10 protein-coding genes are annotated in these 14,608 nt (G+C 64.2%); 7 read left to right on the plus strand and 3 right to left on the minus strand.

Annotation, left to right across the window (positions count from 1 at the left end; translation table 11 throughout):
• The first annotated feature begins 114 nt into the window (after nt 1-114).
• The 3 genes from J2129_RS08095 to J2129_RS08105 all read left to right on the plus strand — a co-directional run bounded on the left by J2129_RS08095 (nt 115) and on the right by J2129_RS08105 (nt 4,380).
• On the plus strand, nt 115-1,863 hold the full coding sequence (locus J2129_RS08095) for a PrsW family intramembrane metalloprotease (protein WP_245320690.1): 1,749 nt from the start codon (nt 115-117) through the stop codon (nt 1,861-1,863).
• Nucleotides 1,860-2,933, plus strand: a complete 1,074-nt coding sequence (locus tag J2129_RS08100; protein WP_209630385.1) for an ABC transporter permease — start codon at nt 1,860-1,862, stop codon at nt 2,931-2,933. Before J2129_RS08095 ends, J2129_RS08100 begins: the two co-directional genes overlap by 4 nt.
• A gap of 169 nt (nt 2,934-3,102) precedes the next feature.
• Entirely contained in the window at nt 3,103-4,380 is a 1,278-nt protein-coding gene (locus tag J2129_RS08105; RefSeq protein ID WP_209630386.1) for a PEGA domain-containing protein, read from the plus strand.
• Between the two features lie 639 nt (nt 4,381-5,019).
• On the opposite strand, the gene J2129_RS08110 is transcribed toward J2129_RS08105, so the two are convergent.
• A complete protein-coding gene (locus J2129_RS08110; protein ID WP_209630387.1) occupies nt 5,020-5,571 on the minus strand; it encodes a YIP1 family protein in 552 nt (183 codons plus the stop codon).
• A 1,008-nt stretch (nt 5,572-6,579) separates the two neighbouring features.
• On the opposite strand from J2129_RS08110, the gene J2129_RS08115 reads away from it, so the two are divergent.
• The 3 genes from J2129_RS08115 to J2129_RS08125 are packed head-to-tail and all read left to right on the plus strand — an operon-like array spanning nt 6,580 to nt 8,990.
• Nucleotides 6,580-7,893, plus strand: coding sequence for a methyl-coenzyme M reductase glutamine C-methyltransferase (locus J2129_RS08115; RefSeq protein WP_209630388.1), 1,314 nt, complete (start codon nt 6,580-6,582; stop codon nt 7,891-7,893).
• 5 nt (nt 7,894-7,898) lie between these two features.
• Entirely contained in the window at nt 7,899-8,453 is a 555-nt protein-coding gene (locus tag J2129_RS08120; RefSeq protein WP_209630389.1) for an O-acetyl-ADP-ribose deacetylase, read from the plus strand.
• 12 nt (nt 8,454-8,465) lie between these two features.
• Nucleotides 8,466-8,990 carry an NYN domain-containing protein gene (locus tag J2129_RS08125; protein WP_209630390.1) on the plus strand — a complete coding sequence of 175 codons (525 nt, stop codon included), beginning with the start codon at nt 8,466-8,468 and terminating at the stop codon, nt 8,988-8,990.
• Between the two features lie 340 nt (nt 8,991-9,330).
• Here J2129_RS08125 and J2129_RS08130 read toward each other — a convergent pair whose 3' ends face one another.
• On the minus strand, nt 9,331-12,609 hold the full coding sequence (locus J2129_RS08130; protein ID WP_209630391.1) for an LAGLIDADG family homing endonuclease: 3,279 nt from the start codon (nt 12,607-12,609) through the stop codon (nt 9,331-9,333).
• Nucleotides 12,610-13,510: 901 nt separating this feature from the next.
• Complete coding sequence (nudC, locus tag J2129_RS08135; RefSeq protein ID WP_245320692.1) at nt 13,511-14,332, minus strand: NAD(+) diphosphatase; 822 nt, start codon at nt 14,330-14,332, stop codon at nt 13,511-13,513.
• A 61-nt stretch (nt 14,333-14,393) separates the two neighbouring features.
• Between nudC and J2129_RS08140 the strand changes: the two genes are divergently transcribed.
• A complete protein-coding gene (locus J2129_RS08140) occupies nt 14,394-14,582 on the plus strand; it encodes a hypothetical protein (protein ID WP_209630392.1) in 189 nt (62 codons plus the stop codon).
• Nucleotides 14,583-14,608: the final 26 nt, after the last annotated feature.

A 14,608-nucleotide genomic window follows, 5' to 3' on the forward strand; every position in this document is an offset into this window, starting at 1 on the left:
ACCGGATAAATCATATCCCATTCCGACCAACCACCAGGGCAGGAGTCGATCGAGATCAGCATTCGCACCGCCCTCACCATCGCCCGGTGGGAGACCAAACGCTCTCTCACCTCGATGAGCAAAGAAGTCCTCCCCGTCACCGCCGTCCTCCTCCTCGCCCTCCTCGTAGCCACCGGGCTCACGGCGCAGAGCGGGATGCACCTCCACGACGGCATCTACTCTGTCGCCACCGACGACGACGCAGCCGCCGCCATCCTTGCGAGCGACCCCAGTTTTGCGACCACCTACGCCGACCTCGCCGTCATCCTGGAAGACCCCCACCGCTACGACCTGATCATCACCGGCGGCAAAGTCTGGACCGCCAGGACCACCAAAGGCGAAGCCGCGCTCGCCGCCTTCGAGACCGCCTACCTTCACTACCAGAATGCCGTCTACGGCAGTGCCGACGACCTCTTCGCCGCCTACCCCCTCTGGATCGACACCATCGAGATCGAGAGCGAACTCGACTTCACCGCCACCGAATCCGGGACCAGCGCCGGGATGCAACGCGGCCCGCAGATCCCACCCTTCCCCAGGGGCACCATCGAACCAGTCCCGACCCCCGCCGCCGACCTCGACGTCGACGAGGAGGCCCTCAGACTCGCGGCCGCACAGGGGCCCGCACGCACCGACAGGGTCGAGACCGTCCTCGGCGGCGACGGCCAGGAGGACGGCCCCACCCTCGGGACCTTCAAGACCCCGTCCCAGCTCTCGCCCGGCCTCCCCTTCGACTCGCTCGTCTACGTCTTCGTCTTCATCTTCCCGCTCTACTTCACCTCCCAGTTCTTCATGATGGCCATCGCCAACGAACGCAGCGGGCGGCGGGGCGAAGTGCTCCTCTCCACCCCCGCAGGCCCGGCGACGATCATCGCCGGCAAGGCCCTCCCCTACTTCCTGCTCATGCTCGGGATCTCGGCGGCGATCCTCCTCGCCACCGGCGGCCCGCTCACCGTCCTCCTCCCGCTCGTCCCGGTGATCCTCTTCTTCCTTGCCGGCGCCCTCTTCATCGGCATGACCGCCCGGAGTTTCAGGGAACTCTCCTTCCTCTCCATCTTCTTCTCGACCGTGATGACCGCCTACCTCTTCTTCCCCTCGGTCTTCGCCAACGTCCACGCCGTCAGCCTCATCTCCCCGCTCACCCTCGTCGTCCTCCTCTTCCAGGGGAACGGATTCGGAGCGGCCGACTATGTCTATGCCACCGCCCTCTTCTACCTCGGGACCGCCGCCGTCCTCGTCCTCTGCATCAAAAACTTCAACGAAGAACGACTCTTCTCGCAGGAACGCCTCACCGCCAAGGTCGTCTCCTTCGTCGCCGGGGCGATGGCGAGAGGCCACCCGTACGCCTCGCTCGTCGCCCTCAACGCCCTCGCCATCCCGCTCGTCTGCATGGTCCAGATGATGTGCCTGGCCCTCTTCTTCAACCTCCCCCTCCCGCTCGCCCTCGTCCTCCTCATCTTCCTTGCCGCCCTCACCGAGGAGGTCTTCAAGTCGCTCGGGATCGCCGCCCTCTTCAGGCGGGCGGGCAAGGCGCCAGGATGGAAGACCCTCGGGATCGCCGCAGTGGCGACAGGGTTGGGGTTCCTGCTCGGCGAGAAACTCCTCCTCTTCGTCACCCTCTCGCAGGTCACCGGATCGGTCTTCGGCGACGTCCTCTTCTCGGGCGTCGGACTCCTCTGGATGCCTTTCCTCCTCCACACCGCCGGTGCGGCGATCGTCGCCGCCTACCTCAAGATCGGCGGGGCCAGGGCCTATCCGCTCGGGGTGCTCACCGCCGCCGCCGTCCATGCCCTCTATAACTTCGTCCTCATCGGAGGCGCCCTATGAACGCACGTCATCTCTGGACCATTGCAAAAAAAGATCTCCATGGCGTGAAGAGCGAGCGGACAATCGTGCTCGCGATCCTCCTCCAGGTCTTCATCGCCATGTTCTCCTCGTTTTTAGTCGTCGGACTCACCTCGCTCTACGACCCCGAGGCCCTCGGCGAACAGGGCGGGGGGCTTGCGATCGGCTACGCCGGGGCCGACTCCCCGCTCGCCGGACTCCTCCACGAAGACGGCGGGTTCGTCGTCTACCGCATGGACCTCTCCGAGGCGGTCGCCGCCCTCAAGGAACGCCAGGTCTCGGCCGTGGTCTATGTCCCCGACACTCGGCCCGACGCCGAGGCGCCGGTGAAGGTCACGCTCTACACGATCAAAAACGACATCCAGGGAGCGGCAGCGTCGGCAGGCCTCAAAGACGCCTTCGAGGCCTATGAAGAAGACCTCAGGGACGTGCGGGCCGACCGCCTCGCCACCGTCCCGGTCGAGGTGGCGGCGCCCGAGTCTGAGGGCGGGCAGACCTTCTTCCTCTTTGTCTACGGGCTTCTCATCCCGCTCCTCCTCTTCCTGCCCGCGATCATCTCGGCAAGCCTGGTCATCGACTTCGTCACCGAGGAGTACGGCGCCCAGACCCTCGACACTCTCCTCTCCACCCCGGTCACCTTTGTCGAGTGTTTCTGGGGCAAGGTGCTCGCCGCATGGATCCTGGTCCCGCTCCAGGCCGGGGCGTGGCTCCTCCTCCTCGCCGCCAACGGGATCTTCATCGAGAACGCCCTCGCCGTCCTCGCCCTGGTCTCGGCGGCGGCCCTCGCCCTCATCCTCCTCGCCGGGGTTGCGGCCCTCCATTACCGCGAGCGGACGGCCGCCCAGTTCGTCTACTCGACGGCGCTCGTCGCGGTGATCCTCGCCGCCCTCGCGGTCCCCGGCAACCCGGGCCACCTCCTCGTCCTCCTCTCGGCCGGGGCCGCCGGGCCATGGGAGTATATGATGGTCGGGGCCTCGGTGCTCGGCACGGTCGTCCTTGCGGCCCTCGCCGACCGCTACGCGAGGGCGATGGAGATCCGCACCCGCGGCTGAGAACTTCTCCCTCTTTCCTCTCCCTCAAATCCCTGAGAAAATCTTCAGAGATATTGAAAAGATTCAGCAAATCCCAGAGAAAAAAGAAAAAAAGTAAATACAAAAAATCGGAATTAAACGTAGATCCACTATGGACACACGCAGGCCCATGCTGGCCGGAGCTCTACTTATGCTCCTTCTTCTCCTTGCCGCACCTGTCGCCGCGGCCACCCTCGGCGGCGACGAGGCGTGGATCAAGGTCCGCTGCAACGTCGACGGTGCGGCGGTTTATTTTGACAATGAATACAAGGGCACGATCGAGAACGGCGAGGTGAACGTCGCGGTCCTCACTACGGCGACCCCGTACCACACGGCCAGGGCCGAGAAGGACGGCTACTACACCGCCTCGGCGCCCCTCGGACCGTACCCTGCGGTCGGTGAGACCAGCACCGTCTACCTCACCCTCAACCCGGTCCCGACCCCGCCCCCGCCGACCACCGGCACCCTCTCGGTGAGTTCCTCGCCGAGCGGGGCGAAGGTCTATGTCGACGGGTCGTATTATGGCAGGACGCCGCAGAAGGTCTACGGGCTTGCGGCCGGGAGCCACCGGGTCGAGGTGCGCCTCGACGGCTACGACACCTGGAGCAGCACTCAGCAGGTGAGGCCCGGGGAGACGACCGGCGTCCGTGCCGATCTGCACCCGCACGTGAGTTATGGCTCGCTCTACGTCACCTCCAGTCCGTCTGGGGCGAAGGTCTACCTGGACGGGAAGTACGAGGGCAAGACCCCGCGGACTATCTCAGGGGTCAGCGAAGGGCGCCATTATGTCGAGCTCGAAGAGGCCGGGTATCAGGAATGGACCGGGCCGGTGAAGGTCGTCGCAGGGCAGCAGGCCTATGTCTCGGTCAGCCTGAACACCGAGCCGAAACCGGTCTCAGGGACGATCGATGTCTTCTCGAATCCGGTGGGGGCCTACATCTATCTTGACGGGGAGTACCAGGGCCGGACCTATCCTGAAGGGTTCGTGGTCATCGGGGTCGCCCCTGGCACCCATACGGTCACCCTCAAACTCACGGGCTATAAGGACGCTTCGGCCTCGGTGAACGTGAACTCAGGCCGGGAGTCGTCGGTGAGGATGACCCTCAACCCGGCGGTCCCGTCCTCTGACGCCGGGTCGATGGAGGTCACCTCTGAACCGGCAGGGGCCGAGGTCTACCTGAACAACGAGTACAGGGGCGTGACCCCGGTGACGCTCGAAGGCCTCGCCCCAGGGAGTTATGCGGTCAGCCTCAAACTCAGCGGTCACCCTGACTGGAAGACGACCGCCGAGGTGAACGTGGGTGCGAAGACCCCGGTCGCCGCCCAGTTCGCCGAGCCCGCACCGACGACGCAGACCCCGGCGCCGGTCCTCCCGGTCGTCGGGGCACTTGCTCTCCTCGGGTTCCTCGCGGCCCGGAGAGCAGATTAAATTCTTTTTTTTGGTCGGCCAGATCTGATTCTGGTCCTGATGGTCTATGGGTGCGGCACGCTCCTCGCGAGGGCGAGTGGTCGGGGATCACGGTCCGACGGGCGAGAGACAGGGGACCGCTGAATCCTGATCAGGGGAGGGTCACCTAATTTGGATCGGGCGTGTGGTCTCTCGTGCCAGTTTTCATGAGACGTGTACGTCTGTCCCCGCGCCGGGGGACTCCGCCCCCGGTCCCCCGGCGGATGGCGATTAGTCGGGGACCGCTGAATTCAGATCAGGGGAGGGGCATCTAATTTGGATCGCAAGGATGCCGCCCACGACCAATCTTCATAACAAGGGGCTCAGGGGCCGAAGGCCTGCGGTCCCCGTCGAAGTGCGTGGTGTTTTTGGACCACACACTCTTCAAGAAAAGTGTACGCCCGTCCCCGCGCCGGGGGTTCGCCGCCCCTAGACCCCGCCACATGATTGACCAAGAACCGCAGAGCATCTGATCAGATGAGCGCCACCCTTTCTGGATCGGCCCACCTGCCATACCCCGCCAATCTTCACAATAGGGGGACCAGGGGCCGCAAGCCCCGTGGTCCCCGTCGCAGGGGTGATTTATCAGGGGGGTCCACCACCTGGTCTCCCTCAAACCTCCTACACCCAGGTGATCCTTCCCGGCGCAAGCCAGAAGACCGAGTAGCCCGGAGTTACGGCAAGGACGGCGAGGACAAGGAGGGGGATGCCGAAGACCAGGACAAGCGCCAGGGCCGCCTCCCCTTTCGAGAACTCCTGGAGTTCCTGGAGCCCGAAATAGAGGATGACAAAAGACCAGAGGAACCCGACGAGGGCGATGCCCGGGATCCACCCGAGGAGCGCCGTCGGGGTCAACCCGAGGACGACCACCGTGAAGGTGCTGCCGACCCCGCTCCGCCCGCCCAGTCCATAGACGAAGAGATGGAGCCAGAACCCCCCGAGACAGACGACCAGGATCGAGGAGATCGCCACCGGGAGGAGGATGTCGGGGGTGAACCCGGTCGTCATCGAGAGAAGGACGGTCATGAGCAGGTTGAAGACGACGATCCCGAGGCCGTATACAAGGACCGTCCCTACACTCATCGCTCTCACCTCCTGAAAGGCCCCGGCAGGATGGGTGAGTGTTCGTATCATCAGACGAAGATAGGAGGTGCCATTCGTGGTCTGGTTCATTTTTTTCCTCACTCGGATGCAAGAATCATGTCCCAAAGATCGGCAGTTCTTGCATTGGTAACGATCCATATAATTGAGAATATATATGTCGATTGTGATCGGCATTTCACTCGATCAGAGGGGAACGAGACGAGACGAGAGGGTCACATGGGTTAAGATCCAGGAGCCCTGTCTCGATGATATCGAGGCCATACCGGATTATCGTGGCGGCGGCCCGTGCATGCTCGCGCCGGGGACGCCGCCCTCGACCAATCTCCATGACAGGGGGCTCTGGGGCCGACAGGCCTACAGTCCCCGTCGAAGTGCGTGGTGTTTTTGTATCACCCACTCTTCAAGAAAAGTGTACGTCTGTCCCCGCGCCGGGGGACTCCGCCCCCGGGCCCCCGGCGGATGGCGAGGGGTCGGGGATCGCTGAAGGTCGGATCAGGGGAGGGCCGTCTGGTTTTGATCGAGCGTGTGGTCTCTCGTGCCAGTCTTCATGAGACGTGTGTGGTCATCTCGCCGGGGGACTCTGCCCCCGGATCCCCGGCGGAGGGCGATGGGTCGAGGGTCGTTGAAGTCGGATCAGGTGAGGGTCGTCTGGTTTGGATCGGGGTGTGGTCCCTCGTGCCAGTCTTCATAAGACGTGTGTGGTCATCTAGGGACCGCTGAAGATCGGATCAGATGGGTTTCATCCATTCTGATCGCGGGGATGCCGCCCACGACCAATCTTCATACCGAAATGCGAGCATCTCGCGCCGGGGGACTTCGCACCCCCGGACCCCCGGCGGATGGCGATGGGTCGGGAACCGCTGAAGATCGGATCTGGCGGGGGTCGTCTGGGTTTGATCGCGGGGATGCCGCCACCGACCAATCTTCACGAGAAACGGCCTGCGGTCCCGGTCGTCAGGCGATCACAAAACCGACGACGAAGAGAACCCCCGCATCCCCCCCACCCCCCGAAAATTCTCCACCGGCTCCACCGGCATATCGCATCTTTCAAGAGTGTGGCAACCGATAGATCAGACAATGAAAACCGTGGTCATCTCCCCTGAGATCGCCACCTATGGCGCCATGCTCATCGGCGGAGTGGTGCGGGACGCCGGACACGAGGTCCGGCTCTCGACCGCCCTCGCCGCCGGCGACGCCGGGGCGGTGCTCCTCAGCCTGTACTCGACGCAACATCTCATGGACCCTCGCGTGAAGGAGTTCGTCGCCTCGGTGCGAGAGGCGGGGAAGCCCTGCTATGTCGGCGGCCCGGTCTCGGCCTACCCTGAGTACGTGCTCGGCGAACTCGCCCCCGACGCCGTGGTCGTGGGCGAAGGGGAGGAGACGGTGCCGCGCCTCCTCGAAGACGGGGTCGGCCCAGACCTGCCAGGGATCGCCTACCTCGACGCCGACGGCACCCCGGTGCTGACCCCGCCGGCACCCCCGGCGCCGGTGCAGCACCGCTCGCTCCCCCTCATCCCGCCGACCATCGGACAGCAGTCGGTGCGGGGGGCGAACGTGTATATCGAGACCCACCGCGGGTGCACCGGGGCCTGCACCTTCTGCCAGGTCCCGCGGTTCTTCGGGCGCGAGATCAGGAGCCGCGACCTCGACGAGGTGCGGGCCGAAGTGCGGGCGTTCAAGGAGATGGGCGCCCGCCGGATCTCGGTCTCGGGCGGGACCGGGTCGCTGTACGGCTACGACGGGGAGACGATCAACAACGACGCCGTCATCGCCCTCCTCGAAGTCCTTGCCGAGGAGTTCGGGCCAAAGAACGTCTCGGCCCCTGACATCAGGGTGGACGCCCTCACCGACGAGGTGCTGGAGGCGATCAGGAAGTACACCATCGGCTGGCTCTTCTTCGGGTTCGAGTCAGGGAGCGATTCCGTGCTCAAACAGATGGGCAAGGGGGTGAGTGTCAAGCAGATGCACGAAGCGGTCGAGTGGTCACGCCAGCACGGGCTCAAGGTCGCCGGGTGCTTCATCGTCGGGTATCCGACCGAGACCATCGAGGACTACGAGGCGACGAAGGCGTTCATCGAGGAGGAGATGCTCGACGACGTCTTCATCTCGGTCGCCGAACCCATCCCCCGCACCCCGCTCGCCGACCTCGTCCTGCGCACGCCGCACGACGAGAACCCGGTCTATCTCCCGCACACCGGGGAGTACCACGCCCTCCATCTCACCGAGGCCGAGGCCCGCTACTTCGACCTCTCGATGCATGCCGACATGTACAAGCCCCTCCTGCACGTGGTCACCGACGAGGTCTTCAATGGCTATCTCGCCGAGGCGAAGACGCAGGGCGAGGACGTCCGGCGGGCGACGGGGTTGATCGAGCAGTACGACGGTGCGTAAAACTGATGACCGGCGAACGGATCACCGTCCTCAGAACCGACATCACGACCCTCGAGGTCGACGTGATCGTGAACGCCGCGAACACCAGTCTCCTCGGCGGCGGCGGGGTGGACGGCGCGATCCACCGGGCCGCCGGGCCAGGACTCGACGAGGAGTGCCGGGCGCTCGGGGGGTGTCGGACCGGCGAGGCGAAGGTGACCGGGGGCCACTGTCTCCCGGCAAAGTGGGTGGTCCACACCGTCGGCCCGGTCTGGCGGGGCGGGGAGCGGGGCGAGGACGACCTCCTCGCCTCGTGCTACCGCCGCTCCCTTGAGGAGGCAGTGCGCCTCGGGGCACGGACGATCGCCTTCCCCGCGATCTCGACCGGGGCCTACGGGTTCCCGGCAGAACGGGCGGCCCAGATCGCGGTGCAGACGGTGCGGGCCTTTCTTGCGGCGCACCCCGACGACGCCCCCGAGGTCTTCCTGGTGGCATACTCACCCGCCGCCGAGGAGGTGCTGAGGGCGGCGGTCGAGAGAGAGGGAGAGAGGGGGCACATTATTATCATTAATGATCTATAATGCAATTTCAATATGGAAAAAGTATGTATATTCATCGACGGCAGCAATTTTTATCACGGGCTGCGCCATAACCTCGGCAGGACGGCCATCAATTTCCATTATCTCGGGCAGAAGTTGTGCGACAGGAGAAAACTGGTCCGCACCTATTATTACAACGCACCCCTCGACCGCGAGGACAACGAAGAAGCCTACAAGGCCCAGCAGCGCTTCTTCGACTCGCTCAGGTCCACGCCCTACATTGAGATCAAACTCGGCCGCATGGTCCAGAGGAACGGGTTCAAGATCGAGAAGGGCGTCGACGTCTTCCTTGCCGTCGACATGCTCAGGTTCGCCTACACCGACGTCTACGACACCGCCGTCCTGGTGAGCGGGGACGGGGACTTCGTCTCGGTGGTGAACGCCGTCAAAGACCTCGGAAAACATGTCGAGAACGTCCAGTTCCAGTCAGGGTGGTCGGCGCACCTGAGCGAGTGCTGCGACCTCAGCACGGTCCTCGACGAGGAGTATCTTGAGGGGTGTTTCATGGAGTATCGGTGAAGGGGGGGCGGCACTTCGTCATCACGGACCGATCTCCGCCTTCCCGACCCGACCCTCTCGCCATCCCGGGGGTCCGGGCGGCACTCGCCCCCGGCGAATGGATGGGGGGAAGGCGTGAGGATCAGGCGTGCCGCCCCCAGTTCGGAGAAAATTTTCTGCCGTCTCGCGCCGGGGGAGACCCCCGGACCCCCCACGATGAGGAGGGGCGGGGACGGCGATGGATTAAGGTCTCCACCAGTTTTGCTGTCTTGAAAAAGAGCGATCAAGCGACGAGAAATGGTCATCCCATATGCGTGAGGCGCCCTCTCGCCTCATGCAAAATTCTACACAGCAAAAAAAATTAGTTGCACCCGCTCCACCCGCAGTTCTTGCAGGTACCCTGGTTGCACCCCTCGCCGAAATCGAGTTCTGCCCCGCACTCAGGACAGAGATTCTTCTTCTTCGTCCCGGCGCCGCCGACCTCGGTAATCGTCCAGTTGTCGAGGGTGGCGATCGTCTGCCTGGACGCCGCAAGGTCGATGCACTTGCCGACGACGTCCGCACACGAAAGCCCCTCGGCCTCCGGGTTCTTGAGGGCGGCGATGCAGTTGACCTTCGCGAACTGTTTGACAAACTTCTGGTACGGCACCCCGTTCTGGAGCCCGGTCGAGATGGACCGGCCAAGGGCGTTGGAGTTCGCCTCGCACCCGCCGCTCCCCACCGTCCTGATGAAGACCTCCCAGGGTTTGCCGTCCATGAGATTGACCGTGATGTACAACCGGCAACACCCAGACTGGCCAAGATAAGTCTTGCCCGCGAGTTCTTTCGGACGCTGGGTCACTACCTTCACTTCCTTCTCGGCCGCCGGTTTCTTCTCCTTGAGGGCAAGGACCACGTCCTCGCGGCTTCCCGTCCGGTAGATGGTCATCCCCTTGATCCCGCTCTTCCATGCCATCATGACCGCCTCGGCGATCTCCTCGCGGGTGGCGGCGTTGGGCATGTTGATCGTCTTGGAGATGGAGGCGTGGACATGCTTCTGGAAGACCGCCTGCATCCGCACATGGTCGCGCCAGTCGATGTCGAGCGCCGTCCTGAAGAGGTGCCTGAACGAGGCCGGGAGCCAGGCGACGTCGCGGATGGTGCCGGTCTCGTGGACGTGCTCGATCGCCTCCTTCACCTTCGCCTCCTCCTCCTCGGGCGGGAGGCCCATCCCGCCGACGACCCGGCGGAGTTCGGCCTCGAAGATCGGGTGGAGGATCATGAAGGTCTTGCCGACAGTGTTCTTGCGGGTGTAGGCATAGGAGAAGACCGGTTCGACCCCGCTCGAACACCCGGCCAGGAGGGAGATGGTCCCGGTCGGGGCGATGGTGGTGAGGGCGGCGTTGCGCATCTCAGAGTCGCCCCAGACACTCCCCTCGAACGCCGGGAAGGTGCCCTTCTCGCCGGCGAGGACGTGCGACTCCTCGATCGCCGTCTCGTTCACGAGGGCCATCACCTCTTCGCAGACCCCCCGGCCCTCGTCAGAGTCGTAGGGCATGCCGAGCATCAGCAGGGCGTCGTGGACCCCCATCAGCCCGAGCCCGATCTTTCTCGTCTTCCTGGTCGCCTCGCCGATCTGCGGGATCGGGAAGACGTTCTCGTCGATGACGGCGTCCAGGAACCGCACGGCCATCCTGGTCATCTTTTTCAGCCCGGCCTCGTCGACCGCCCCGTCCTTCACGAACTTTGCCAGGTTGATCGAGCCCAACACACAGGACTCGAAGGGGAGGAGTGGCTGTTCGCCGCAGTTGTGGGCCACAAACCCGTTGGCGTCGAAGGCGTTCACGCCCGGCACCTGGACGTCGTAGACCGCTTCGGTCCCGTCGGCGGCGACCGAGGCGACGGTCGCGACATACCGTTCTCTCTTCAGGTTCCGGGAATATTTCGCAAGGAGGGCGTCGAGTCTGGCGGCCTTCTCTTCGTCCCTGAACCCGACGCGCTCCCTGAAGGTGAGGAGGTTCTCGCCGCTGACGGCCAGGTCGTACTGGCTCTTCACGGCGTACGTCTTCAGGCCGCCCTTGCCGTCAGGGAGACGGCGGTGGCCTGCGGCACGGCGCCGGTAGATCGTGCTCCTCACACCCATGCGGAGGAGCATCCGCTGGGCGGCGAGAAGGAGCGAGCGGTCGCTCTGGGAGAGCCTGACACTGACGCCCTTTGCAGGCGTGCCCTGCACCGAGCCGTCGGCGTCGAAGAGTCCGGCAAGGAACCCGCGGTAGCCGGCCGAGGAGGCCTGCTCGATCGCCGGGGTGATCCCCTTGGCGCCTGGGGCCATCCCCATCGCCTCGGCAAGGTCGCGGACGGCCGAGAGTTTGAGCCTGGACTCGTCCCTTCCGTCCACCGGGAACCATCCCGAGAAGTCGGCGCGGTGGTCGAGCGTCCTGGCACAGGTCTCGGCATGGGCCATCACCGACCCGGCGCCGGCGTTCGCCGACCAGACCGAGAGGACGGCGGCGTCTTTCTTGAGCGTGCCGTCGCCGACGAGCATTCCGAGGAGGTAGCCCTGCTCCTCGGTGAGGGCGCCGTCCCACGCGGCACACGCCCGGTGGTCGTGGAGGAGGAGGCGGTCGCCGGGGGAGAGGTCGCCGGCCCGCACCCACTCGGTCTCGGTCCTGGAGCGGGTCAGGGACGCAACCCGGCAGACCGGGTGGTCGGGGGTGAGGCTGAGGTGATATCCCTCGCGGGTGCAGAGGCGGAGCACCGCCCTGGTCCCGGTCTGGAAGAACCCTTCTGGCCCCGAGGAGGCGGGGGTGCCGCAGACCACGGCGTCGAACCGGCGCCCGATGAGGTCGGCGACCTGGCGCGGGCCTTCGGTGGTCATCACCCAGGTGTCGGCGGTGACGCAGGGGTTCGTGGTCTCGATAGGGCCGAGGTGGGGAGCCGGGTTCTTCCGGTTGATCTCGTCGTAGAAGAGCACGCCGGGCTCGCCGTTTTTCCAGATACCATCGATGATCCCGTTCCAGATCTCGCCGACCGTGATCTCTTCGCCAGAGTAGGGGTGGGTGATCCAGACTTTGTTGAACTGCCCTGACTCCACGAACTCCATGAACCGGTCATTGACCATCACCGAGATGTTGAAGTTCGAGAGGTCGCCCTCGACCTTCTTGGCATGGATGAACCGCATGATGTCGGGGTGCCAGACATTGAGGATGCCCATGTTCGCACCCCGCCGCCGCCCGCCCTGTTTGATGACGTCGGTGGCGGCGTTGAAGACTTTCATGAACGAGATCGGGCCTGAGGCCACGCCGTCGGTGGACTGGACCGGGGCGCCTTCGGGGCGGAGTTGGGAGAAGTTGTAGCCGGTGCCCCCGCCGCTCTTGTGGATGAGCGCCCCCCATTCGAGGGCATGGAAGATCTCGGGGATGGAGTCGCCGACCGGGAGAGTGAAACAGGCCGAAAGTTGGCCGATCTCGGTGCCGGCGTTCATCAACGTGGGAGAGTTCGGGAGAAAGGAGAGGGAGCGCATGGCTTCAAAAAATTCTTCGCGTTCGGCGTCGTCCTTGCCGAGCGCGGAGGAGACTCTCCTGCAGATATCTTCAAAGGTTTTTTCACCCTTGCGGAGGTAACGGGCCGCAAGGATACTGTCAACAACTGAATCGGTCATTGTGGTGCACCATAAAATAAGAGTCGGAAGCTCTTCTCTACATCAGATCGGCGTAGAAGATAATACTATTTTCATCGGCATACTGTCAGGGTCTGCTCTGGCCTGGAACAATTTCTTCGTTAGGTGAAGAGAGAAAAACAACGAAAGAAACTGGAATATGGAGACCGAATGAGAGAGGAGCGCCCTCATCATGGAGACCACAGGGGAAAGACGAGGAGACGAGGTCAGCCCGAACTCTCCTGCCCTACCGTCGCAAGAGAGCGATGGATGACGGCTGAGAGATCGTCACCACTTCCTGGCGTGAACGCGGCTCACCTGCCTTCCTCCATCGTCAGGCGAGGAGGAACAGAGAGGTGGCCGCGGCGACACGATAGGTCAAAACCCCTCGTTATGTTCATCGATTGTGTCTTCCCGTCCCCATCGTCATCCTGGGGGTCAGGGCGGCACAATCAATGACCATGAAGAGCGCACTGCCATCCACCGCGTATCTTCGGGCGGGGAGTTTGGGGGGCGGCGAGCCCCCGCCAGAGAGAGACATCTGGAGGGTTTACCATGAAAATGATCCAGAAGATCCTCTCTTCAAGTTTGCATGGGAGTTTGAACTCGTCATATCACGTTGAAGCCAATACACAGAGGATAGAAAATTCTTCTCATGGATCGGCCGCCCCCATCGACGAGATTTCCCTGCCATCTTGCGCCGGGGGGAAACCCCCCGGACCCCCCACAGACCGAAGATAGGCGGGGGCGGCGATGGAACGAAGTCTCCACCAGTTCTCCTGTCTTGAAAAGAGAGAGAGCAAGTGACGAGAAATTTTCATCCCGTATGCTTGAGCCCAGGGCTCATGCCCGATTCTACAGAGCCGAACTACAGATATTCTCTCAGAAGAAGGGGGAGCACAGGTCAATCTCCATGAGGCCGCCCCTCAGCAAGGTGGCGCTGGATAAGTGTCCAGGCGATGCTCAGGCGACCGGGAAGGTCGGGCAGGGCGTCGGGCGGGAACCATCCGGCCTCCTCGACCTCCACGCCGTCCGGGCGCACCTCGCCGCCGGCGTACTCGGCGAAGAACCCGGCCATCAGGGAGTGGGGGAAGGGCCAGGGCTGGCTCCCGGCGTACCTGAGGTTTTTGATCGAGACCCCGGTCTCCTCGGCGACCTCGCGGGCGGCGGCGTGTTCGAGGGTCTCGCCGGGCTCGACGAACCCGGCGATGAGGGAGTAGCGCCCAGGCGGGAACCGGGGCGAGCGCACGAAGAGGACCTCGCGCCCGCGCCGCACCAGGACGATCACCGCCGGGGCGAGCGTGGGGTAGACGCTCTCCCCGCACGCGGGGCAGACCTTCGCCACCTCGCCCTCCTTCCAGACAGTGGGTTCGCCGCACCGTCCGCAGAACCGCGTCGTCTCGTCGAAGTGGACGAGGTGCACGCCCCGGCCCGCAATGGCAAGCGTCTCCTCGTCCACCCGCCCGAAGAGGCGGCGCAGCCGGTGCGGGGTGAGCCCGACAGGGGCAGTATCGGTTCCGAGAGCGTAGAGGGGAGTGCCGTCGAGGGCGCCGAGCAGGATGGCCCCCGAGGGGTCGAGACCGTCGGGCAGGGACAAGAGGAGAGGCGACCCGTTTTCGTCGCAGAAGACCTCCCCCCCGCGGACGAGGAGCCACACGGGCGGGGCGTCGGGCGCGGGGTCAGGGTGGAAGACGAGGCGCTCGACGGCAAAGTGTGTCCAGGTCATGAGAATCATCTCTCCCATAGGCGTCAGGCAGATTTATCTGGGACCATAGAGAGGGGACGGCATGGAGAGGTGCGACCGCCACCCAGGAAACATCATCACCGGGCGGTGCCGGATCTGCGGGCGGGGTTTCTGCCCGGAATGCATGGGATGCCGCCTCCAGATCTGCCCGGGGTGTCTGTACAAAGGAGGGGTCGTCGTCTTCGTCGCGATGGTCCTCATCTCGTACACAGTCTGGTTCGGGGTCCTGTAGATGCCGCCGCCACACTCTTTAATTGG

Source organism: Methanofollis sp. W23, from assembly GCF_017875325.1.
Lineage (GTDB): Archaea > Halobacteriota > Methanomicrobia > Methanomicrobiales > Methanofollaceae > Methanofollis.